Raw genomic sequence first — 24,299 nt, 5'->3', positions numbered from 1 at the left:
GGGTTTACAGCTCGTCTTTGAACAGCTTGTATTCGATGGCGTCGACGAGTGCCAGCCAGCTGGCTTCGATGATGTTCTCGCTAACGCCGATGGTGCCCCAGACGTCGTGGCCATCGGTCGATTCGATGATAACGCGAATCTTGGCAGCGGTGCCTGCTTCGCCATTGACGACACGCACCTTGTAGTCGATGAGCCGCATCTCTTGCAGGCCGGCGAAGGTACCATTGAGAGCCTTGCGCAGGGCAGCGTCGAGCGCATTCACCGGGCCATCGCCCTCGGCCACTTCGTGCAGCAACGTGTCGCCGACTTTCATCTTCACGGTGGCTTCCGTCACCGGCTCACCACTTTCGCCTTCGGCACTTACGGCGACGTGATACTTCAGTCGTTCGAAGTGAGGCTGGAAAGTCCCGGCCACCTTCCGCACCAGCAAATCGAAGCTCGCTTCGGCCGCTTCGAACTGATAGCCAACCGCTTCGAGGTCGCAAACGCGTTGCAAGATAGAGTCCATCAGCTGGCGATTGTCGGCCAGCTTGTGCTTGGCGGTGAGCGCCGCGATGTTCGACCGGCCCGAGAGTTCGCTGACGAGAATTCGCCGTTCGTTGCCCACCAGAGCAGGATCGATGTGCTCGTAAGAACTGGTGGCCCGGGCGATGGCATGGACGTGCATGCCGCCTTTATGGGCAAACGCACTTTGGCCGACGAAAGGCTGGCTGTTGCGATGATTCTGGTTTGCCACTTCGTACACGAATCGCGACAGCTCGGTGAGGTGCGCGAGCGAATCGGGCTGCAATGCGCTGTAGCCTTTCTTCAAGCACAGATTGGCGACGAGAGTGATCAGGTCGACATTGCCGCAGCGTTCGCCGAAGCCGTTCATCGTCCCTTGCACTTGCGACGCGCCGGCGTCCACCGCGGCGAGCGAATTGGCCACGGCCAGTTCGCAGTCGTTATGACAATGGATGCCCACTTTGGCACCGAGTGGTGTGAGCACTTCGAGTGCCTGGCGCGTGCGATCGGCGATGGCCTCCGGCATGGTGCCGCCATTGGTATCGCAGAGAATGATCACGCTCGCGCCCGCTTCGGCGGCGGTGCGAATGGTCGAGAGGGCGTACTGTGGGTTCGCGGCAAAGCCATCGAAAAAGTGCTCGGCGTCGTAGAAGACTTCGCGACCTTGCGACTTGAGATACGAGAGCGAATCTTGGATCATGTCGAGATTCTCTTGCAGCGACACGCGCAAGATCTCGGTCACATGAAAGTCCGAAGTCTTGCCGACGACCGTACAGACCGGCGCTTGCGAATTCACCAGCGCCTGCATGCCGGGATCGTCCTTGGCGGCAATGCCCTTGCGCCGCGTCATACCAAAGGCACAGACCTTGGCATGCTTCAGCTTCAGATCCCGCACGCGCTGAAAATACTCAGCGTCCTTGGGGTTCGAGAGCGGGTAGCCACCCTCGACAAAGTCGATGCCGAATTCGTCCAGCCGACGAGTAATCAGCAACTTGTCCTCCAGCGAAAGGCTGACCCCTTCTCCCTGCGTGCCGTCGCGCAAGGTCGTATCGTAGATCTGGATGGTTCGCATCGTTGGTCTCGTTCGAATTCAAAACAAAAAAAGCCCTGACACCTTAGGGCGTCAGGGCTGACAACTTCACGTGATGTGCCGTGTGACCCCTACGCCCGTTCCCCAATAATAATGCCGCCGATAATTCGGCCGGTGTTTCCCAGAATCGCAATCTCCCCGCGGTGGCCAGCGGCCAGCGGCAAGGCGTGCAGATTGTGGAGTTGGCAGAACATGGTGCAAGCGGGAAAGTGGCGGAGCCTCACGGATTCAATCACTTAACAGTACGTTCGAAGGGTAGGGCTGTCAACTGACGAAGAGCTCGTTTCGCAGCGTCATTTGCGATGAAATTGAAGAGGGGCCAGAGGCCCAAGTCGTCGCTGCCACCGCGAGCGGACACGCTTTCCCGGAAAGGTCCTGCTCGCGGCGGAGCGTTCCAACTGAACGCAAGTTCTCGCTCAAGCGTCAGCCAGATAATGATTTGATCGTGAGGGGCAAAGTGAAGAGACCGCTCACGTGTGTGTTGGCAGCAGCCGGATTGCTACTGCCTTGTGCCTGTTCCCCAATCCACCCTTACTGCTGCCCACCATAGACGGCCGCTGGGCCAGTCTCGATGGGTCCCAGCATCACGGGCGAGCCTGTCGTGATAGGCATGCCAGCCGATGTGTTGCAGGGTGGTGGTCCGCAGTTATCGCTGCTGCGATTGAACCAATTTAAGAAAGGTCGATTACAGCCACAGCCGCTCATGCTGAGTGCGGCCAGGGCCAGCAACGTCAATACCCAGATTTTCTTCATGACAATTCCCTCTTCCTGCAAGCTTCCTGTGTTGAGCCGTCGCCCGAGTTGCCTTTCCATGAGGGGCACTCGTTGCAGCCAGGCAACTCTAGCCCACTCCTAGCGAGGTGCAAATGCAACCGTCGACTTTTTGCATCACTCTTGAGAACTGGCATGGCGTGGACGCGGGTTGTAGCGAGGGTAACGGAGCGCGAAGATTTGCAGCGCGATTTGTGTTGCGTTTGGGCGTCACGAGTTGTTTTAGTGCTACACTTTTACAGGTGGTTACGTAGCCTTTGCGCAACCGGTGTTTCCCGAGCAGGATGCTCCTGCTCCCTCACTGGCCGCTCGATAAGCGATTCGACATCATGAGCCTTCGCATTTTCCGGTCACTTTCCTTCCTCCTGTTGAGCTTGCTCGCTGCGGTGGCTCTGCTGCCGGCGAATGTAACCGCGCACGACTTGGAACCGCTGACCACGGAATTGGCGAACCTCGAAGTTCCACTCGAGTCGCTCTCGACGGTTCATATCAGTACGAATGTCACGAGTGCGAAGCTCACTCATCTGCACCCTTGCCCGGAACTGAAGACGTGTTGTCAGACGTTTCGCGTGCGCGAGCAAGATCAGGTGTGGGTGATCAGTTCGCGCCACTTGGGTTGCAACACCAAGGCCACGGCCGATTCGCTGCAAGCCTTCTTGTATGAGAAAGGTGTATGGCAGCCCAAGCCAATCGCTGAGTTCTATGCGACCGATAGTGCCGAGGTGGTAACGACCGCTTATGTGCACGGCAATCGTATCGATGCGGGCTTGTCGCGGGCCGACGGCCTGGCCGTTTACTTTCAATTGATTGGCAAGTACGACCATCAGCGGGCCGTTCGCTTTGTCATCTATTCGTGGGCCAGCGATCAAATCAAAGGTCAGCTGAAAGACGTCCGCTACAAAGCGGGTCGTGCCGACGAAGAAGCATTTCACGTCGCTCGCTTCCTCGGTCGCATCGACAACCGGGTGCCGATTGGCGTGATTGGCTATAGCTACGGCGCACGAATCTTGCTCGGCAGCATGCACTTGCTCGGCGGTGGTTCGTTCGGCGGGCGCAAGCTCGAACGGCCCAGCCAAGGGCAGGCCATTCGCGCCGCCTTGTGGGCCGCAGCTGAACACAACACTTGGCCCTTGCCTGGCCATGCACACGGTCAAGCCTTGCCGATGGCCGACGAATGGCTGATCACTGTCAACTGCTGCGATCCGGCCCTGCGACGTTACGCAGCGGTCGATAAATGTGCCTCGCCGACGGCTCTCGGTTTTGCTGGCCTCGGTGGCGGCTTGCCGACTCCGCTCAACGAGCGAGTCAAGCTGATGAATGTCTCGAACATCGTCGGCGGCTCGCACGAGATGCGGCTCTATCTGTACGCTCCGGCAATCGCCCAGCCCACTGCAAAGCTGGTGTTGTGGTACGGCGACGAAGAGGCTGGGAACTAGTGCCAGTCGAGCTTGAGCTTTGGGAAGACGAACTGCTTTCCGGGGCGAGCAATTTGGTTCCCGTGGTGCGTGCTTAGCTGCGGCTGGCAATGCGAATGGCAATCAGCGCACCCAGGCCGATCACAATTAGCACCACGGCGATGATCGCCCCTTGCAGCCAGGCATTGCCGATCTTCGCTACTCGGATCATCTCTGCTTCTTCTTGCTTCCGCTTGAACTCGACGCTGTTCTTGCGACGTAACGTGAACTGTGCCTGGCACTGCGGGCACAGCACGTCCTGGTCAAGCATCTCCGGCGGCGTTTCGAGTTCGTGACCATTGGGGCACGGAATGTGGAGCAACTCGGGGCCGGCAGCTGCCAGCGGATTCGTCGGATTTGCTGCACCGGGAAACGGAAAGCCAGCCGCGGGTGCAGGCTCTTCTGCCACCGGCTCGGGGATCAAAAACAGCATGCCGCAAGTCGGGCAATGACATTGCTGACCAGCCTGATCGGGAGTTCCCTCGAGCAAATGGCCATTGGGGCACTCAAACTGAAACGACATTCCAAGCCTCTCCTCTTCCCTGCATCCCGCCTGTCTGGCTGGCCGATCTTGCCCAGGCGGCATCCTTTCCCATGATCTCACTCGCTGACAACGGCAATTATAACTCGTCCCCGGGGCGAAAGTTCCTCGCCAGATTGCCGCTCGGTCGTCCGCAATAAATGGGCCCCCGAGAGCATCAGATTCAAGGTCCAGGGAATTGCTCGTGCTCGTCGGTTCGCTCGCTGCCTGCTCAGCTATTCCCCACAGCCGTTCGCGAGTTTGCTGTTTCCGTCCGCAAGTGCTTCACTCAAAACCAGTTGCAGCCCGGGATCTCCCAGCCATGAAGCTTTGTTGCAACCTTGTTCTCCTGATCGTCGTCTCGGCCCTGTTCGCTCCTGAACTGGCTCGTGCAGCCGAAACCGACGCCGTGGGCCTGGACTTCTTCGAGAAAAAAATCCGGCCGGTCCTGGTCGCCAACTGCTATCAGTGCCACTCTGCCAGCAGCAAAGAAGTGAAGGGAAACCTGCGAGTTGATATCAAGCAGGGAATCCGCAAAGGGGGCGATACCGGCCCTTCGGTGGTTCCCGGCAAACCGGGCGACAGCCTGCTGATTCAGGCCCTGCGACACGAAGATGGCCTGGAGATGCCACCCAAGCAAAAGCTGTCCGAAGAAGTGATTGCCGACTTCACCAAGTGGGTGCAACTGGGTGCCCCCGACCCGCGCGAGTCGAGTGCCTCGACCGTCGGCAAAAAAATCAGTCTCGCCGAAGCTCGCAAGTTCTGGTCGCTGCAGCCTCCCAAGGTGACTGCTCCTGCGGCTGCCCTGAACGCCTCTTGGGCTCGCACGCCAATCGATCGCTATGTCATCGCCGGGCTGGAAGCCAACAAATTGACGCCGGTCGCTGATGCCGACAAGAGCGTACTCATTCGCCGCTTGTACTTCGACCTGCTCGGCTTGCCACCGACTCCGGAAGAAGTCGATGTCTTTGTTGCTGACCAGTCACCCAAGGCCACCGAGGCCTTGGTCGATCTTTTGCTGGCTTCACCTCAATTTGGCGAACGCTGGGGACGTCACTGGCTCGACGTCGCTCGCTTTGGCGAATCGACCGGCAAAGAACGGAATGTTCCGTACAACTATGCCTGGCGCTATCGCGACTACGTGATCGACGCCTTTGCCAAAGACAAACCTTACGACCAGTTCATTCGTGAACAAATCGCTGGCGATCTGTTGCCCGCGAGCACTCCCGCCGAGAAGAACGAACACATTACCGCCACGGGCTTTTTGACGCTCAGCCCTCGCAGCTTGAACGAGCGGAATGTCGAGCAGTTCGCGATGGACATCGCCGACGAGCAAATCGACGTCACCACGCGAGCCTTTATGGGCATCTCGGTGGCTTGTGCCCGCTGTCACGATCACAAGTTCGATCCCATTCAGCAGCAAGACTACTATGCCCTCGCGGGCATCTTCCGCAGCACCGAAGTCTTCGCCGGTGTGAAACGCGGCAACAACAAGACTGGCTACGAGGGAGACTATGTCTCACTCGTCAGTACCACCAAGTCCGCTGGCAGCGAAGCCGATCGCCGCGAACTGGCCCGCCTGGAACGCGAGATCGCGCAAGCCAAGGTCGATCTGGCTCGCGCCAAGCAGGCGCTCGGCGATATCTCGCCAGCGGTCGTCAAAGCGGCCCTCAAGGCCAAAAATAAGAACAAGGCCGACAAGGCAAACAAACGAAACAAGGCAGCCATCGCCAATCCGTTCCAAAAAGAAGAGCGACGTTTGAAGGAATTGGTCGCTACCCGCGATGACCTCGAAAAGAAGGTCTCGCCGCCCGGTGAATCGGCGATGGGCGTGCGCGAAGCCTCGAAGCTGATGGATTGCCGCATCAACATTCGCGGTGAAGTGAACGACCTGGGGGACGAAGTCAATCGTGGTCTCGTCCGCGTGCTGATGTTCCCTGGTGCTCCGCAGATCGACAAAACCCAAAGTGGCCGGCTGCAGCTCGCCGCCTGGATCACCAACCGAAACAATCCGCTGACCGCGCGTGTGATGGCGAATCGCGTGTGGTTTCATCTGTTCGGTCGCGGACTAGTGGAGACGGTTGATAACTTCGGCGCTCTGGGCGAAACTCCTTCGCATCCCGAGTTGCTCGACTACCTCGCGATCCGCTTGATGGATCAAAAGTGGTCGACCAAGCAGCTGATTCGCGAAGTCGTGCTCAGCCGCACCTATCAACTGGCCAGCACCCACCAGGCAACCAACTACAACAGCGATCCCGAAAACAAGTACCTCTGGCGCATGAGCCGTCGCCGTCTCGAAGCCGAAGCCATCCGTGATGCGGTGCTCGCTTCGTCGGGCAAACTGAATTTAGAACGTCCAGTTGGCTCCGCCGTGATGAAACTCGGCGGCGGTGAACTTGGCCGTCAGGTGAAGGGCGACGAACTGCTGAAGGAGAACCATCACCGCAGTTGTTACCTGCCAATGGCTCGCGGCTATGTTCCCGAATTCCTCAATGTCTTCGATATGGCCGACCCGGAACTTGTCACCGGCCAGCGCGACGTGACTACCGTCGCTACCCAAGCCTTGTATCTGATGAACAGTCCAGTCGTACACGATCTTTCCGAATCAACAGCTCAACGGCTGCTAAACGATCCTCGCTTCGTCGATTCGAATGCCCGCGTCGACTACGCCTTCCGCCTGATCGTCGGTCACCGGCCTACCGTCGATCAGATCGGCGAGGTCCAGCAGTTCCTGAAAGACTTCGCGAGCACACAAGCGGCCGGCATGAGCCCCGATCAACGTCGCTTGCAAGGTTGGACGGCGCTTTGCCACACGCTCTATGCCTCCGCTGAATTTCGGTATGTGTATTAGCTCAAACACATGAACACAACATCCCCTTGCTGACACGTCGGGCTACTTCAGAAACTTTCCAACGTCATTCGCAGGTGCCTTATGAACCCACTCTTCTCGCGTCGCGAATTGCTCCGGTCGACCTCGTGCGGTTTTGGCATGTTGGCCCTCGCTGGACTTTGCGAACAACTGGCCAAAGGCTCTCCCGCTGCGAGTGGTGAACCTTCGAGCAATCCGCTGGCTCCGCGGACACCGCACTTTGAGCCCAAGGCCAAGCGCGTGATCTTCATGTTCATGCAGGGCGGGCCTTCGCACGTCGATACCTTCGACTACAAGCCGGGCCTGGAGAAAGACGACGGCAAATCGCCCGGCCAAGTCCCGGGAAAGGGTAATCGCAAGCTGCTAAAGTCGCCGTGGAAGTTCAACCCGAGCGGACAAAGCGGTCTGCCGATTTCGGAACTCTTCCCGCATCTCAGCAAGCATGCGGACGATCTCTGCTTGCTCAATAGTCTGCATTGCGACTTGCCGAATCACCCGCAAGCTGCGGTGCAAATGCACACGGGCAATTTTCAGTTCGTCCGCCCGTCGCTCGGCGCGTGGGTGTTGTATGGTTTGGGAAGTGAGAATCAGGAACTGCCCGGCTTCATCACGATCAATCCCATCGGCCGCGTTGGCGGCGCGCAGAACTATGGCAGCTCGTTCCTGCCGGCTGCGTTTCAAGGGACGCGGGTCGGGGGCGAGGGCGTGCAGCTTGCCAAGGCCAGTGTGCCCAACATTCGCAACACCGATCTCACGGGCCAGCAACAGCGGCAGCAACTCGACCTGCTGCAAAAGCTGAATCAAGATCGCCTCCAAGCCGATCAAGTGAACCCGCAACTCGAAGGTGTGATCGAGTCCTACGAGCTGGCGTTCCGCATGCAGTCTGCCGTGCCCAAGGTGATGGACTTTGCCAATGAATCGCCCGCCACGCTCGCCGCCTATGGCATCGGCGGCGCAGGCGGAGCCGGTGGCAAGGCCAAGGGTGGCGGAGGCGGCACCGACAACTTCGGTCGTCAGTGCCTGATGGCTCGCCGGTTTGCCGAAGCGGGAGTGCGGTTCATCGAAGTGGGTCTCGGAGGCTGGGATCAGCACGGGCAACTGCGCAATCGCTTGACGGCGAATTGCACCAGCATCGATCAACCCATTGCAGCGTTACTCAACGACTTGAAACAGCGGAGCATGCTCAAGGACACGCTCGTGGTTTGGGGCGGCGAGTTCGGCCGCACTCCTCATGCCCAGAACGAAGATGGTCGCGACCACAATGCCACCGGCTTCAGCATGTTTATGGCAGGCGGCGGAGTGAAGGGTGGTATGCGGTACGGTGCCACCGACGAGCATGGCATCAAGTCGGTCGAAGACAAGATGCACATTCACGATCTGCATGCGACCGTGCTGCATCTGCTCGGCCTCGATCACGAAAAGCTCACCTACCGTTACAGCGGTCGCGATTTCCGCCTGACCGATGTCCACGGCAACATCGCCAAAAAGATTATTGCCTAATCTCGATCTGACTTATCCTGCGTGGGACGCTTATGCGCACCAGCCGGGCTGGGGTTTGTCCCAGACCTGGGGATCGCGGCCGGCGCGAACCTTGGCGACGGCTGCTTCAGCATCGGTAACATCCTTGGCCGTGGGATGCACTTCGAGCGTGAGCAGGAACGCTGCCCGCTTGCCACCATCGATCTTCACGACGCGACCTTGTTCGCCTTCGTAGCTGCGCGGGTTCGGAAAGTTCGTCCCTGGTTCGAGGCCCGTGACATAGCCGTCGTTCTCGGCGGTCGTGTTCTTCCACAGCGAGAAGCAGGGGAGTTGCCGCTTGTTGAAGACCAAGCTTACGCCCTGTGTGCTGTGGGCGTTCTTGAGCAGCGTGCGCGTCCAGCCATCGTCGGCGGCGTAGAGTTCCATGAAGTAGACCATCTCTTCGTAACCGGCCTGCGGAGCCGGATAGCTGTCCCAGGTGCGAATGCCGCTAGCGGCGTGATCGTTGCGCGGAACAACCGTCTTGGCAGGCAGCACCACGCGCGAGCCACCGTCGAGCATCGGCAAGCCGAAGTTGGCGTGATAGAGCATCTGCATTTCGGCAGGGCCACCCGAGAAGTTTTCGATCTCGTCGTGAATGGTCACGGAGTGATCGTTGAACCGTGTGCTGAACTGCGTGACCATTCGCAGCTTGAGGAAGTGGAAGCGAGTTTCCTCAACGATGCCGCGGACCGTAATTTCTTGCGTGGTGGTATCGACCGTCACCGAAACATGAATCGCCGGGCGATTGGCGATGCGACCGTGGACCGGATACTTCAGCCGGCCAGTCTCTTTGTCGAACTCTGGCGCGCCGTTGCTCTCCAGCCCGCAGCGAACCATCAACTCGTCAAAGCCATCGAGCCAACCGAGCCCACTCGGTTCGCCGACATTCACGAAGGCAGGATTCACGGGTCCGCGCACGGGCGACTTCCAACCAATCTCCATGTCGCCCAGCCAGGCCTTCCACAGACCCATGCCGCGTGTGGGCAGAACCGAAAACGTGAGCTTGCCGTTGTTCACGCGGATTTCGTCGACCCCTTCGCTGAGGCCGCCGTGTAGGGTTCGTTTCTCAATCTTCCACGCGCCATCGACGCCCACATCTTGCGGCGTGATGAGGTCGGAGTCGACGCGGGTATTGTCGGCTTGATGCAGGAGAGTCCAGGTGCGGGTCGTCATGGGGCAAATTCCAGATGTGGGTCAGTTCGTGGGCTCAGCAGGTTGCGTGGCAGGTGGCAGTGCCAGCGCATCGGCTTCAGCCTGTTTGATGACCAGGCGACGAATGGCGGTCGCGTGGCCCGTGGCAGGATCGATGTCGACCAGCGAACCGTGCAACTGCACATCGCCGGTGGCCACATCGAACTGCGTAGGCTGAAAAGTGATTGTAGTCTCCATGACGCGGTCGATTCTACGTCCAAGTATGCTCTCGTGCGGACCGGTCATCCCCAGGTCGCATTGGAACGCGGTGCCACCCGGCAGGATCTGCTCGTCGGCAGTTGTCACATGCGTGTGCGTGCCAACCACGGCGCTGACGCGGCCATCGAGCATCCGCCCCATCAGCTGTTTGTCGCTGGTGGCTTCCGCATGAAAATCGAGGACGCGAATCTTCACCTCGGCGGGAATCTCGGCGAGCACGCGCTCCGCTGCTTGAAACGGGCAGTCAACGGGCTTCATGAACACTCGCCCCAGCAACGAAAAGACCGCAACCGATTCGCCACTCGCGGCTTTTACGACCGCCCAGTTCTTGCCCGGTGCCTTCGGCGGATAGTTCGCCGGTTTGACGATGTTGCACTCGCTATTGAGGATCGAGCAGATTTCGTTGCGGCGATAAATATGATCGCCGAGCGTGATGCAATCGACACCGGCAGCAATCAGCTTTTTATAAATCGACGGACTGAGGCCGCTGCCATCGAGCGCGTTCTCGGCATTGGCCACGACCAGGTCGATCTGCTCGCGTGCGCGCAGAGCCTTCAGGACCTGCACGACGATTCGCTGGCCCGGTTTGCCGACAATGTCGCCAATTAGCAGGATGCGCAATGGAACCTCACGAAGAAACATCGGCACGATAGCCGATTTTACGTTTGGGTGGTGGCTCGGGAGAAGCCATCAACTGGCGAATCGCGTCGGAGGCGATGCGGAATTGCTCGTCATGCTTACCAGAACTTGATATTCCAATTTGGAACATCAAGTTCTCAGCCTCTTCTTTGGTTAGCTGAAACATGAAATCGTCGGGGAAGCGGTTCTGGTTCCGACTGACGGCTTTGTTCAAATTTGCCGTCGTCACTCCGTACAGCAGCGCCAGGTCCTTATCTAGCAATACCTTCTGCTCGCGAATGAACAGAATCGACTGCTGAATCCTTTCGGCTGGGACTAGATTTTCGGCCATCTCTTACTCCCCGTCAGTCGCTGGAGGTGAAGGGGGCAGAGGACGAACGCGAATCCTCGTGGGAGTGATGACGATGAACTGCCCCTGAGGATTGGCCTCCACAACCGACCAGACTACTTGTAGTCTGGCGAGCATTTCCGCTGGCAATATGTCATCCATTCGCAACAACACGACTCCCTGACTTGTGAGGCGATCTCGAAAGATCAGCTCTCCGTAGTCCTTGTCCGAAGTGAGAATCAAACGCTGCTCTTGCTCGGCGCGAACCACCCAATCGGAATCTGCTGCGCCGGGATGAATTTCAACTGCTACCAGGACATCGTGCCCCATGGCACGGAGCCACGAGCTGATGTCATAAGGTATGTTTTCGTCCGCGAGGAGTTTCATGCCACCGACGCATCATTGATAAATGGACTGATCCATGGTAACGACGTCAGCGGCGTACAGCATTGCTGCTCGGATGTGCTCCGTACGAAGCGAGGGATACTGCTGAAGGAGAACTTGCTCCGACGCTCCTGCGCCGATTTGCCGCAGTACAAACTCCACGGTCAAACGCGTTCCCTTAAAGACGGGCTTCCCCGTTTGTATGTCCTTGCGTTCTTCGATGTAATCCTGCCAGTTGATCTTCATCGGATTCACCTGAGGAGTTGCGAGACTGTTCGCTTCATTCTATCTCGTAAGCCGGAACACGCGGTACACCGCGCTGTTCCGGCTTGATTTGCGAGAAGGTCTTGATTCGCAGCCTTGCCGGAACTGCGCAAGTAAACTTTGCTCCGGCCTACTCCTATCTCGCGACCTCAATAAACCTCGATTCGCGCACGACCGTCACTTTGATCTCGCCGGGATAGGTCAGTTGCTCTTCGAAGGCCATGGCGATATCGCGGCACAGCTTTGCTGCCTTGGCATCGTCGGTATCGCGCGAGCTGGCAAGCACGCGCAGCTCACGACCCGCTTGAATGGCAAAGGCCTGTTCGACGCCGGGGAAGCCGCAGGCAATCGACTCTAGTTCCTCCATCCGCTTGATGTACCGCTCGAGCGATTCGCGGCGAGCACCGGGGCGAGAAGCACTGCAGGCATCGGCTGTGGCGACCAACATCGTGTAGGGATACTCCGTGACGATCTCGTCGTGATGACCATAGGCAGCGTGCACCACTTCGACCTTCTCGTTGTGCCGCTTGAGCAAGTCGGCACCGATCTTCGGGTGGCCACCTTCGAGTTCGTGATCGGCAGCCTTGCCGATATCGTGCAACAGGCCCGCACGACGAGCGAGCGTCCCATCGAGGCCGACCATCTCGGCCAGCAAGCCCGAAAGGAAGGCCACTTCGACACTATGCCGCAGCACGTTCTGGCTATAGCTGGTACGGAAGTGCAACCGGCCGAGCATGTAGATCACGCGCGGATGCAAACCGTGCGCGCCAACTTCTTCGGCCGCTTCTTCGCCTTTCTTCTGAATGAAGGCTTCGATTTCCTTAGCCGTTTCGGCGGCGATCTCTTCGATGCGCGAGGGGTGAATGCGACCATCGGCGATGAGCTTGGCCAGTGATTGGCGAGCCACTTCGCGGCGGACCGGATCGAACCCGCTGACGATAACAACGCCCGGAGTGTCGTCAATGATCACATCGACGCCGGTTGCTTTTTCGAACGCGCGAATGTTGCGACCTTCGCGGCCGATGATGCGCCCCTTCATTTCGTCGTTGGGAATATCGACGGTGCTCGTCGTGCTTTCGGCGGTGTGGGCCGAGGCATATCGCTGGATCGCTGTGAGCAGAATGTCGCGAGATTTTTGTTCGACTTCCTGCTGAACGCGGCGTTCATGCCGCAGAATGATGGAGCCCATCTCCTGCTGCAATTCTTGTTCAAGCGTATCGAGCAGCCGCTTGGAAGCTTCGCCGGGCGAGAGTCCGCTCAGGTTGTGCAGCGTGGTGCGCTGGGCCTCGATCAGTTTTGCCAGCTCTTCGTTGCGACGGCTGGAGTCTTCTAGTCGTTCGGCCAAGCGACGCTGGGTGGTTTCGACGATCCGCTCTTGCTTACGAAGGTCGTCGCTCGACTGCTGGACTTGTTCCGACCGCTTCTCAACGGTTCGTTCCCGCTCGCGCAGCTCGTCGCGAGCTTTGGTCAGCTGTTTTTCGGTCTCGGCCTTCGAAGCAAGCTCGCGCTCTTTAATGGCGAGCTCGGTTTCTTTCAGCTTGGACGCCGCATCGCGGGCCGCGCGATCGAGAATTTCTTTGGCCTGATTCTCGGCATCGACCTTTCGCAGTCGATCAAGAAACTTCACCACACCAAACGTCAACACGACTGCAACTGCCGCAGCAATTGCACCAATCATTAAAGGACTGTCCACATCGCCTCCGCTGTATCTTCTGGCAGCACGTTCTCTTTGCAGAGAACAGCGTAGGAGCTGCAGCGATGTTCACGCGTCGCGGGGAGGTGACGAGCACTACCCGCGCGGCGTCAACTTTGACGGCGAACGAACAAACGTGATGACGAGAACTAACGTGACAAGTTTACCAACGACGACGGTGCACACCCGGAGAGTCAGCAATGCGTACGGCCGTTGCCGACGGACAAAGCGCTCGTGCGCGGACCGGTTGCGGGGAGAGCCAACACTGAATGCCTGCCCGAATTCTCGCCAACGGCGACTCACCGGTCGACGCTTGCGTGCGCCGAACGACGATCGCCCCAGACGGCAGGTTGCGCTGCGACGACCGTCCGGCAACAGGTTGCTTCGTCAGCAACTGCCAGACAGCGCACAGCCAATGCCATACGATTGCGAGAAATTCCATACCACTCTTCCCCGGCCAACGATGCAGCTTGCACCCGGCCTCACACGCGCCTGCACCAACAATCCGCCAGGCTGTCTTTCGCCCTGCGGCGTGCAAAATCGATTACGAACGTCAAAACGCCTGCCCGCTTCGCCTTCAGGCCGAAGCAAGCTTCTACACCAGTTGCCAGTTCATGTTTGAACCAAGCAAGGGGCGAACCCACTGCCACCCCCTGGCACGAGTAGCATATTAACACAGTCTTCGCATGCTGCAACCAGCGGGGGTAAGGGCGGGAGGGGCCAGAGGTTAGGGGCCAGGGACCAGAGCCGGAATAAGGGAGCGAATGATCCTTGTCGATTTGCCGATTCAGCGAACAATAAACAGCGGACTTCCGTTCCTTCATTCCTGATCTCTTCGTCCCTGGTCCCTGATCCCTGGCCCCTAACCTCTGGCCCCTTCCCCTTATGCTCACTCAACTATCTGCCGCGTGGCCCGTTGATACCTGGCGCGATGTCACTGTCGTGGTGGCGGTCTCGGGCGGGGCCGATAGCGTGGCGCTGTTGTGTGGTCTTCAGGAAATGAGGTCGAAGTCGGCTGGTAAGGGCCGACTCATTGCCGCGCACTTCAATCACCGGATGCGTGAGACTGCCGAGCACGATGCCCAGTTTGTACAGAATCTCGCAGATGATTTGAAAATAACTTGCGTGATTGGCCGAGCCGAGCAACCGCTGACCGCCACCGGCGGCGAAGGTCTCGAAGCGACCGCGCGCGCGGCGAGGTACAACTTTCTGCTCCAGGCCGCTTCGGAACATGGCGCGCGATATGTCGCGACGGCCCACACCCTGGACGATCAGGCCGAGACGATCTTGCACCGCATCATTCGGGGCACCGGGCTCGCCGGCCTCGCGGGCATTCAGCGCACTCGCCCGCTGAGCGAAGCCGTTACGCTGATTCGTCCGTTGCTTGAGGTCTGTCGCGCGGAAGTGGTCGCGTACCTTTCCGAGCGACAACAGACCTTTTGCATGGACGAAAGTAACGAAGACCCCAGCTTCACCCGCAACCGCATTCGCCACGCCCTGCTGCCCCAACTGGCCTCGCAGTACAACCCGAACGTCCGCCAGGCCCTTTTGCGGCTCGGACAATTAGCCGGCGATGCCCAGCAAGTCATCCAGCAACAGGCCGACGAACTGTTCTCGCAGGCGGTTCAAATCATGTCAGCCGATAAAGCGAGTGTGAATACTCTCGCGCTGCAGCAACAGCCTGTTCATCTGGTCCGCGAACTGCTCGTCCAACTGTGGCAGCGGCAGCAATGGCCGCTGCAACAAATGGGCCTGCACGAATGGGACGCACTTGCGGAACTGATCACCGCCGACTCAGCCAAACCAGCGCGCTCGCTCAACTTGCCCGGCAACATCCGCGCAAGCCAAGAGGCAGAGCAAGTAACCTTGCTCCGCCTCAAGAATGGTTAATCAGCGTTCGGTTACCCACTGACGGAACTTCGCGAAGTACCGCTGGTTGTCGGCCTACGGGTTAATACTCAACAGCACCTTCGTCTTCGCCCGTATGGGCACCGTGCAGCTCAACCGGCTTATAGCCACCCTTGGTCGTGAAGTAGGCGATAATGCCCATATAGCAAACGAGCATGAACATGGGAAAGTAAGACATGGCCTTGAGAGCATGCTGATTGCTGTTCTCACGAACCTTGGCAACTTCTTCCTTCGCCGCTGCACGACGATCTTCTGGCAACTGGTCGATGATTTCTCCGAGCTTGGCGTCATCGATCGTCTTGTAAGACAACACCTCGTAAATTCGCTTTTCCACAACCGGAACAACCTTGCCATCTGACACTAAGCCAGGAACGTCTTCCTGAAGCTTGGTGTTGTCGACGATGGCTGCTTGCTGAGCTTGGGTCTGCAGCGTGCCGATGTACGGGAAGCCGAGAGTACCAACGGCCAACATGCCGATGCCTGCGATCGCGTTCAGTGTGAGTGCACCACCCTTAGGGAACTGTTCGGCAACCACGCCGAGCGTCGTTGGCCAGAAGAAGGTCTTGCCAAAACCGTACAACGTGGCGGCGATGAATATCGCGGTTCCTTGAGCAAAGCTCAAGTAGAACAAACCGGCGATTGCGAGCACCGCGCTAGCCGCGAGCAAGCCCAGCGGTGAGATCTTATGCACGATGGGACCAGCAAAGAATCGCAGCACCAGCATGATGGCCGAGGTGTAAACCAGAATCCAACCAGCATGAAAGCCTTGCTCTTTGGCAATCCCTTCCATGATGGTCGAGATCCAGCCGTCCGTGCCAATTTCAGTCGTGGCCAGTGGCATCATCACAAAGATGAGCAGAATCAACAGCGGGCGACCGATCGATTTGGTGTAAGCACCAAACGCAACGACGAACGCAATGCCCGCGCCCCAAAAGGCATACTTGACCGCAGGGCCGACTGGCGAAAAGAAGTCGATCAGTTGCAGCACGGTCAGGAATGCCACGACTGCTGCGCCACCAATGCCAAATTCAGCAAGCATTTCCTTATAGCTGACACCAGCCGAGACCCGTTCGCTCTCAGGGAACTTCTGTCCCACCAGCATCAGGAAATAGATGACCGTCGGAATGCCGATCAACCCGACCTTCACCCACCAGGGTGTGGTTGGTGCGAAAGTATCGATGCCGATCAGCAGCAAGCCCGTAACGACCAGACCGCCAGGCCAACCGGCATGCAGAATATTCAGCCACTTGGTTTTTTCGCGGCTGAAAAGAGTCGCTACCACGGGGTTCGCGAAAGCTTCGACGGTGCCATTCGCCAACGCGCAAATCAAACTACCCCAGTACAGCAGCTGATAGCCGGTTTGCTTGTCCGTGGCAAAATATGCCGAAACAGCCATCACGGTCCAAATCAAGTGCCCGAGAAAGGCGATGTACATGGCCACCTTGTAGCCGATGCGATCGATTACCAGGCTGAAGAAAATAATGCTGACGGCAAATGGCCAAATGCCGATTCCGCCGAGACGTCCGAGTTCTGCTTCATCCAGTCCGAACTGAGCCTTCCATACCCCCAGGAGCGACAATCGGCCCACAAATGCAAAGGCGGTGGTAATGAGGGCAACGAAGCAACCCCAGAACAAGACCTGATGCTCGTTCTCGGCTGCAAGGGGCTTGGCAGCAACGCCTGATGGCTTTGCCATAGTAAGTTCACTCCGAATCTTGTCTGGGAGAGGTGTTGGGCAATTCGCAAAGCTCGCGAGTATAGTCCCCGCGTTGCTAGCTGTAAATGAATTTAAACGCTGCCGGAGCGGGAGGTCGGGAATCAGAGGCTGGAGGTCAGAGGTTCGGAGCTGCGAGTATTGTTGGTTAACCGAGAGGCTGGCGGCCGCTCCTCGTCTTCACTCCCTCGCCTCGGTACCCTGGGAGATGGCTGAGCCGAGGGGCTAAGCTGCGGAAGAGACCCCTTGGCAGATCTCGACACCGTATTTTTATAAACTATTAAACACATACTTGACAACAGAACACCACAGTAATCTAATATCGGGAAGTTCTCTCAAAGTTTGGTTGTTGAGTCATTGGCCTGCGGAGCACGGTTCGGCGACGTCGTGCTCGTCCGGTGCAAGCCGCAGTTGCGATTGAACTGCCTGTCCAAGAACTAGCCCGGTTGTTGGACAAAGAGGATGAGTGGCAAAACTTGACGGTTCGTCGCAAGTACTACGCCTGCCGCCAGTTCTGACAAAAAGCGAGAACTGGTGCCTGTCCAAAAACCCCGCCGGTTGTTGGACGTTTGGGTGTTGTCGGTAGGGACTTTTAACGCCCCACCCACGCTGGTCTGACGGCGTGACGTCTTCCCTTAGCGATTTCCGGCAATTCGCAGCCAAATCTCTCGAATACTGGTGATTACGTTTCACTGGCCCCTGGAGAATAGCTGTGAAGAGCCTGCTGGTTCGTGGTTTTGTGGCGGTGGTGGTGATTGCCGGTTATGCCTTTTTGGCGAATGTGGCCGAACGTGGGAACAGGCCCGAGCGCGTGACGCAGTCCCTGCAACAATTGCACGACGAGGGTCAAGCGCGCGAAGCCTTGGATCGTGAACATGCCTGGCGCGGTTTCTCGTACTCACTGGGTTGGCTCGTTGTCACCGGGATCGTAATCGCCCTGTTCGAGCGCGAACTAAGCGCTGGCGTGAAGCGTTTGACGTCCGTTCGCCGCAATAGCACAACCAACGCGACAACGGCGGCCCTGTTGCTGGTCGTACTCAGTACCTCGACCGGTTGTTGGCGGCCGTTTGAGCCCGTGCAACTCGAAACGATCAATCCGAACGAAGAAGCCTTCTTGCTGCCCCTGCTCGGCGATGTGAAGGCGCAGACTTCGACCAATAACGAAGAATACCTGCGCTCGAACCTGGTCTACACCAAGCAAGTGAAGGTTCCGCAGCAGTGGGTGCAGAAGGGCTTCGAAACCCTGGGCCCGAATGGCAACTGGAAGCCGGCCGCGATCCTGGTGAAGGTCGACAAGTCACCTGTCACGCGCGAGTGGACCGCTGATCCCAACAGCGGAACGTCGAACAAGAACGAAGCGATCTGGGTGATGACGAGCGACCAGGTCGAGTTCAGCACCGGTTGGACCTGCACCGCGCGCATTGCCGCTCGCGATGATGCCGTAAAGTTCCTGCACAACTACCCGAACGGTTCGTTGCAGAACGTGATGGATACGGAAGTGCGGGCCAAGTTGCAGGCCTCGTTTGGCCTCGAAGTCACCGACCTGCCCATGGATGTGCTACGTAAGGAAGCCACGCCGCACATTGTAAAAGTGACTACCGAAGTCACTGGTTTTTTTAAGGAGCGGGGCATCACGATCACGAACCTCGGTATCACCGGCGGCTTTGTCTATAAGGACAAAACAATCATGGATACCATGGTCAAGGTCTTCAACGCCGAGCAGGAAAAAGCCATTGCCTCGGCTGCATTTCAAGCTCAGGACATGAAGAACAAGACGGTCGAGTCTGAAGCGGAAGGCAAGGCGAAGGCCCTGCTGACCACCAAGCAGGCCGAAGCGGACGGCATCAAGGTGGTGGCCGACGCGAAGGTGTACGAAATCGAAAAGGCCAAGGAAGATGGCGAGATCTATCTTGCCCTGAAACGACTGGAACTCGAAAAGGAAAAGCTCACCAAGTGGGATGGCCGCTTTCCGACCTATTTTATTGGCGGCGGGAGTGGCTCATCACCCGACTTGCTACTGCAGTTACCTGCCGATCTCGCGGCCAAGCGAGTGGAATCAAAGTAACTCTCAACCATCATCAAAAAACGCTGGCCGATCCAGGAAGAATCGGCCAGCGATGAATTGTTAAGGTTGGCTCGTGCCAAGCATGCCGGGCTGGGTTTTACACACCCGTGATGACGATCTTGGCGAGGCCCGTGTCGGACAACGCACCATCGAACACGGTGTAGTCGATCAGTTCTTCGACGACCTCTCCGGTCATCAAGTCGTCGACAGCCGTGGGGTTGATGTTGTAGGTGAGCGAGCCGTCGGAATTGAGTTGGATCGTGCCATAGGTGCCGTTGTAGGCCACGCCGACCGTGCCACCCGCGACCGCTGAAACCGTGAGGTTGGCGGGCAACGTATCGGCATCGGTATCGTTAGTCAGCACATTGAGCAGGATCGCGGTCACCACATCGGAGTTGGCACTCGCTTGATCGTCGACAGCCACAGGTGCTTCGTCAGCAGCAGTGATGGTCACCGCGAAGGTTTGCGTGGCAATGCCACCCACGCCATCGGCCAGCGTCAAAGTGATGTTGGCGACGCCCGAGGCATCGGCGACTTGCGTCAAGGTGACGGTTCGCGTGGCACCGGTTCCCGTAATGACGATGCTGCCATCCGGAATCAGGCCTTGGTTATCGCTGCTGCCGGTCAACGTCAGGGTGTCGCCCGCATCGGGATCGCCAATGGTGACGACGATCGGATCGATGGCCACATCTTCAACCACGGTGAAGGGTGCGACGCTCGACATGGTTGGATTGTCGTTCTGCGGAGCCACCACGACGTCGAACTGCTCGGTGGTCGACAGGCCCGTTTCATCGGTAACGGTCAGCGTGATGGTGGCCGTTCCCGAAAGGTTGGCAGCTGGGGTGACTGTTACCGTGCGGTTGGCTCCCGTCCCGGCGATCACAATGGCCGCGTTCGGCACCAATGTGGTATCGCTGCTGGTACCCGTGACGGTGACTACGGCCAGATCAGAATCGGCATCGCCAACCGTGAAGGCCAGGTCGCTGGTCGCCACATCTTCATTGACATTCTGATCGGCAATGGTCGAGATCATCGGGGCTGCGTTGATATTCACAACGAACACTTCCGTCGTCGTACCACCGGCACCATCATCAATGGTCACCGTGATGTTCGCGGTCCCGGTCGCTGCGGCGACTGGAGTTATCGTGAGCATCCGCGAAGCGCCGGTGCCGGTGACAACCAGGCCGCTATCCAAAATCAGGGACTGATTCGAAGAGGTGGCTGTGACGGTCAGCGAGTTGACGTTCGTATCGATGTCGGCCACCGAGACGGTGATCGGAGCGATCGAGGCACCGACGGCAGCTTGCACATCGGCGATGGCAGCGACGGTCGGGTCATCGTTGATCGCGGTCACCGTCAGCACAAAGGTCTGCGTGCTGGTGGTGGTGCCATCGCTGACCGTGACGGTGATGGTGACATCGCCGGCAGCATCTGCAACGGGCGTGATGGTCAGCGTGCGATTCGCACCCGAGCCACCGACGACAATATTCGCGTTCGGCACGATGGCCTGATCGCTCGAAGTGGCCGTGACGGTCAAATCGTTGACGGGAGTTTCGTTATCGCCGACGGTCACCGCGATGGCGCTCGAAGCTGTGTCTTCGTTGGTCGAGGCTGCCGAGATCGGTGCGATGGTCGGAGCATCGTTGGCGGCTGTGACCGTGAGGACAAACGTCTCCGTGGTGGTCGTCGTCCCGTCGTTGACGGTAACCGTAATCGTGCTGGTTCCGGTAGCGCCCGTGGCGGGAGTGATGACCAGGGTACGATTCGCACCCGAGCCACCGACCACAATGTTCGCGTTTGGCACAACGGCGGTGTCGCTCGAAGTGGCCGTTACGGTGAGCGTTGCAGGGTCGGTTTCGACGTCGCCGATGGTGACGGCAATCGGACCGGTCGCGGTATCTTCAGCGGTGCTGAGATCGGCGATGGCCGCAATCGTGGGATCATCGTTGACAGCGGTCACGGTCAGCACAAAGGTCTCGGTGCTGGTTTCGGTGCCGTCGCTGACGGTCACGGTGATCGTGGCCGTGCCCGTGGCGTTCGCGGCGGGTGTGATGACCAGCGTGCGATTCGCACCCGAGCCACCGACGACGATGTTCGCGTTCGGCACAACAGCCTGATCGCTGGAGGTCGCGGTTACCGTCAAATTGGCGACAGGCGTTTCGGTGTCACCAACGGTCACAGCAATGGCGCTCGTGGCAGTGTCTTCGTTGGTCGAGAGATCGGCAATGGCGGCAATGGTCGGAGCGTCGTTCTGCGCCGTAACGGTCAGGACAAACGTCTCGGTCGTGGTCGTCGTGCCATCATTGACCGTCACCGTGATGGTGCTGGTACCAGTAGCGCCGGTGGCGGGAGTGATGACCAGCGTGCGATTCGCGCCGGAGCCACCGACGACGATGTTCGCGTTCGGCACAACCGCGGTGTCGCTCGAAGTGGCGGTCACCGTCAGCGAACCAACGGCGGTTTCGGCGTCGCCGATGGTAACCGCGATCGGGCTTGTGGCGGTATCTTGTTCGACGCTGAGATCGGCAATCGCCGCAATCGTCGGATCGTCGTTGACGGCAGTCACCGTCAGTACGAACGTCTCTGTGGTGGTCGTGGTGCCATCGCTAACCGTCACGGTGATCGTGGCAGTGCCGGTGGCATTCGCGGCGGGAGTGATGACGAGTGTACGATCGGCACCGGAACCACCGACAACGATGTTGGCGTTCGGTACCACCGCTTGATCGCTGGAAGTGGCAGTCACGGTGAGCGATCCCACGGCGGTTTCAGCATCGCCGACAGTCACGGAAATGGCACTCGTCGCCGTGTCTTCGTTCGTCGAGAGATCGGCAATGGCAGCGATGGTTGGGGCCGTGTTGGCGGCGGTCACCGTCAGCACGAAGGTCTCGGTAGTGGTCGTCGTACCATCGCTGACCGTCACCGTGATGGTGCTGGTGCCGGTAGCGCCCGTGGCGGGAGTGATGATGAGCGTGCGATTGGCACCCGAGCCACCAACGACGATGTTCGCGTTCGGGACGACGGCGGTGTCGCTCGACGTGGCGGTTACGGTGAGTGAACCTGCAGCGGTTTCCGCATCACCCACGGTCACAGCAATCGGGCTGGTGGCGACGTTATTGGGAGTGCTGAGGTCGGCGATCGCGCCGACGGTTGGAGCATCGTTGACGGCCGTGACCGTCAGCACGAAGGTCTGTGTGGAGGTTGCCGTGCCATCGCTGACGGTGACCGTAATGGTCGCATTGCCGGTCGCATTGGCGGCAGGAGTGATGACCAGGGTGCGGTTCGCACCGGAACCACCAACGACGATGTTGGCATTCGGCACGATGGCCTGATCGCTCGAAGTGGCCGTGACGGTCAGATTGGCGACGGGCGTTTCGGCATCGCCCACGGTTACCGGAATCGCAGTAGTGGCGGTGTCTTCGTTGGTCGTGACCGCACCAATCGCACCAATGGTGGGCGCTGTGTTGTTCGTATCGGTCACCGTGAGCACAAAGGTTTGCGTGCTGGTTGTGGTACCGTCGCTGACGGTCACGGTGATGGTGCTGGTGCCGAACTGATTCGCGGCGGGAGTGATGACCAGCGTGCGATTCGCGCCGGAGCCACCCACGACAATGCTGGCATTGGGTACGAGCGTCGTGTTGCTGGACGTAGCCGTCACGGTCAACGAACCGGCTGCTGTTTCGGCATCGCCGACGGTCACGGCAATCGGGCTGGTCGAGGTGTTCTCGGCAATCGTCACACCCGCGATCGCGCCGATCGTGGGAGCGTCATTGGCCGGAGTGATCGTCAGATTGACGGTGCCAGCGAGCGAAACGCCTCCCGCCGAATCGGCGATGGTGTACGTGAACGAATCGGTCGTCGTTTCCGAGCCATTGTGCGTGTAACTGACCGTGCCGTTGGCGTTCACGACAATCGTGCCGTTGGTTGGCTGTTGCACGATGACGATCGAGCCGAGGTTGAGCGAGTTCTCGGTGTCGGTGTCGTTGGCGGCGAGATTCAGCGAAGTGGTCGAGCCTTCGGCGACAGTAAAGGTGTCGGCAACGGCGACCGGAATCACATTGGTGGCCGTGATGTTGATCGAGACCGTCGCGACATTCGAGATGCGGCCGGCGCTATCGCGTACTGTGTAGGTGAGCGTATCGGAAGTGAAGTTGCCGCCAGCATTCACATAGGTGATGGTGCCGTTGGCGTTCACCGTGGCGGTGCCGCGTGTCGGCTGTTGCACAATCGTAACCGTCGAGGCATTCAAGGTTCCGCTGCCAGCCGAGTCGTTCGCCAGCACATTGAGCGTGGCTGTGGCACCACGGGCGACCGTTGCGGTATCGCCGACTGCACTCGGACCGGCATTGGTCGTTTTGACTTCGAAACCGATGACGATCGGGGCTCGGTGGAACTTGTTCCCAAAACGATTCAGGCGATCGGTATCGGTGCTGCCGTGAATAATCGTCGTCTTGCCGAATTCGCTGCTGCGGATATCGACCTGGTCGTTCTGGAAGCCGGTGTTCAGCGTAAAGTTTTTAACGAACAGCGAATCCTGAATTGAAACGACATCGTCTTCGCCAGCAGTGGTGATCGACGTGACGCCAGCGACGCGCAAACCGTTGACCACCAAATTCAGATCGGGATCGCTATCGGCGTAGAACTGATCGGCACCTTCGCCCGTATTGACGGTCAGATGGCCGGCCATCGAGTAGTTGGTAAAGCGGACAATGTCGTTGCCATTGCCCGTGTTGACCTTCGTTTGACCCAACACACGAAACACGGTCGTGCTAGAACCCGTCAGGCTGACTTCGTCGTTCCCCTCGCCAGTCTGCGCATTGACACCCATCCGCACGTTGTTGAGCGTGAGCGGGCCCGCAGCGCCATTGAAGGTCGTCGTGCCATCCAGCGCGGTAAGCACCACGCTATTGCCAGTGGTCCGCATCACTTCGAATTTGTTGTCCGCGGCATCGCCCACCAGCAACAGATAGCCGTTGGTAACGGTCGCCGTGACGTTACCGGCCAGCACTGCCCGTTCTTCCAGGCTTTCTAAACCGAGGAACGCCCGGCGGCGTTGTTGAGGCTTAGATGTAGAACGGTTGCGACCAGGGAACGAACGGGCCATAGAAAAACCTCGAGAAAATTGAGAGAAGCAAGATCGGCTCTGGCAGAAATCGCGAACAGCGACC

16 protein-coding genes are annotated in these 24,299 nt (G+C 58.7%); 5 read left to right on the top strand and 11 right to left on the bottom strand.

The features are described from left to right. Nucleotides 1-4: 4 nt before the first annotated feature. Nucleotides 5-1,576 carry a citramalate synthase gene (gene cimA / locus NA78x_RS02880; protein WP_425616913.1) on the bottom strand — a complete coding sequence of 524 codons (1,572 nt, stop codon included), beginning with the start codon at nt 1,574-1,576 and terminating at the stop codon, nt 5-7. A 549-nt stretch (nt 1,577-2,125) separates the two neighbouring features. Continuing rightward, nucleotides 2,126-2,407: a hypothetical protein gene (locus NA78x_RS02875; protein WP_425616912.1), complete on the bottom strand. Its 282-nt coding sequence runs from the start codon at nt 2,405-2,407 to the stop codon at nt 2,126-2,128. A 287-nt stretch (nt 2,408-2,694) separates the two neighbouring features. Between NA78x_RS02875 and NA78x_RS02870 the strand changes: the two genes are divergently transcribed. Further along, nucleotides 2,695-3,801 carry a hypothetical protein gene (locus NA78x_RS02870; RefSeq protein ID WP_425616911.1) on the top strand — a complete coding sequence of 369 codons (1,107 nt, stop codon included), beginning with the start codon at nt 2,695-2,697 and terminating at the stop codon, nt 3,799-3,801. 73 nt (nt 3,802-3,874) lie between these two features. On the opposite strand, the gene NA78x_RS02865 is transcribed toward NA78x_RS02870, so the two are convergent. Further along, nucleotides 3,875-4,342 (bottom strand): hypothetical protein, encoded by a 468-nt coding sequence (locus tag NA78x_RS02865; RefSeq protein ID WP_425616910.1) that lies wholly within the window; start codon nt 4,340-4,342, stop codon nt 3,875-3,877. A 319-nt stretch (nt 4,343-4,661) separates the two neighbouring features. Here NA78x_RS02865 and NA78x_RS02860 point away from each other — a divergent pair, with 319 nt between their 5' ends. Together NA78x_RS02860 and NA78x_RS02855 are read left to right on the top strand one after the other, a co-directional pair. Continuing rightward, nucleotides 4,662-7,190 (top strand): PSD1 and planctomycete cytochrome C domain-containing protein, encoded by a 2,529-nt coding sequence (locus NA78x_RS02860; RefSeq protein ID WP_425616909.1) that lies wholly within the window; start codon nt 4,662-4,664, stop codon nt 7,188-7,190. A gap of 81 nt (nt 7,191-7,271) precedes the next feature. Beyond that, the gene (locus NA78x_RS02855) at nt 7,272-8,708 is read left to right on the top strand and encodes a DUF1501 domain-containing protein (protein WP_425616908.1); all 1,437 of its coding nucleotides are present in this window, start codon (nt 7,272-7,274) and stop codon (nt 8,706-8,708) included. A gap of 30 nt (nt 8,709-8,738) precedes the next feature. Here the strand turns inward: NA78x_RS02855 and NA78x_RS02850 are convergent, their stop codons facing one another. The 6 genes from NA78x_RS02850 to rny form a co-directional block, all read right to left on the bottom strand. Next, a complete protein-coding gene (locus tag NA78x_RS02850) occupies nt 8,739-9,902 on the bottom strand; it encodes an aldose 1-epimerase family protein (protein WP_425616907.1) in 1,164 nt (387 codons plus the stop codon). A 21-nt stretch (nt 9,903-9,923) separates the two neighbouring features. Further along, on the bottom strand, nt 9,924-10,781 hold the full coding sequence (locus NA78x_RS02845; protein ID WP_425619494.1) for a TIGR00282 family metallophosphoesterase: 858 nt from the start codon (nt 10,779-10,781) through the stop codon (nt 9,924-9,926). Next, a complete protein-coding gene (locus NA78x_RS02840) occupies nt 10,768-11,109 on the bottom strand; it encodes an ORF6N domain-containing protein (RefSeq protein ID WP_425616906.1) in 342 nt (113 codons plus the stop codon). Before NA78x_RS02840 ends, NA78x_RS02845 begins: the two co-directional genes overlap by 14 nt. A 3-nt stretch (nt 11,110-11,112) precedes the next feature. After that, entirely contained in the window at nt 11,113-11,493 is a 381-nt protein-coding gene (locus NA78x_RS02835; protein WP_425616905.1) for a DUF5615 family PIN-like protein, read from the bottom strand. A 12-nt stretch (nt 11,494-11,505) separates the two neighbouring features. Beyond that, nucleotides 11,506-11,736: a DUF433 domain-containing protein gene (locus NA78x_RS02830; RefSeq protein ID WP_425616904.1), complete on the bottom strand. Its 231-nt coding sequence runs from the start codon at nt 11,734-11,736 to the stop codon at nt 11,506-11,508. Between the two features lie 154 nt (nt 11,737-11,890). After that, a complete protein-coding gene (gene rny / locus NA78x_RS02825) occupies nt 11,891-13,432 on the bottom strand; it encodes a ribonuclease Y (RefSeq protein ID WP_425619493.1) in 1,542 nt (513 codons plus the stop codon). Nucleotides 13,433-14,332: 900 nt separating this feature from the next. On the opposite strand from rny, the gene tilS reads away from it, so the two are divergent. After that, on the top strand, nt 14,333-15,337 hold the full coding sequence (gene tilS, locus NA78x_RS02820) for a tRNA lysidine(34) synthetase TilS (protein ID WP_425616903.1): 1,005 nt from the start codon (nt 14,333-14,335) through the stop codon (nt 15,335-15,337). A gap of 61 nt (nt 15,338-15,398) precedes the next feature. Here the strand turns inward: tilS and NA78x_RS02815 are convergent, their stop codons facing one another. Next, entirely contained in the window at nt 15,399-17,051 is a 1,653-nt protein-coding gene (locus NA78x_RS02815; RefSeq protein ID WP_425616902.1) for an MFS transporter, read from the bottom strand. A gap of 730 nt (nt 17,052-17,781) precedes the next feature. Here NA78x_RS02815 and NA78x_RS02810 point away from each other — a divergent pair. Then, complete coding sequence (locus NA78x_RS02810) at nt 17,782-19,134, top strand: hypothetical protein (protein WP_425616901.1); 1,353 nt, start codon at nt 17,782-17,784, stop codon at nt 19,132-19,134. Between the two features lie 97 nt (nt 19,135-19,231). Here the strand turns inward: NA78x_RS02810 and NA78x_RS02805 are convergent, their stop codons facing one another. Then, on the bottom strand, nt 19,232-24,235 hold the full coding sequence (locus tag NA78x_RS02805; protein WP_425616900.1) for a beta strand repeat-containing protein: 5,004 nt from the start codon (nt 24,233-24,235) through the stop codon (nt 19,232-19,234). Between the last annotated feature and the right edge of the window lie 64 nt (nt 24,236-24,299).

It is taken from the genome of Anatilimnocola aquadivae, from assembly GCF_049819085.1.
In the GTDB taxonomy this organism is placed as follows: domain Bacteria; phylum Planctomycetota; class Planctomycetia; order Pirellulales; family Pirellulaceae; genus Anatilimnocola.
The sequence above is the reverse complement of the archived record's forward strand: the minus strand, read 5'-3'. Positions and strand labels throughout refer to the sequence as shown.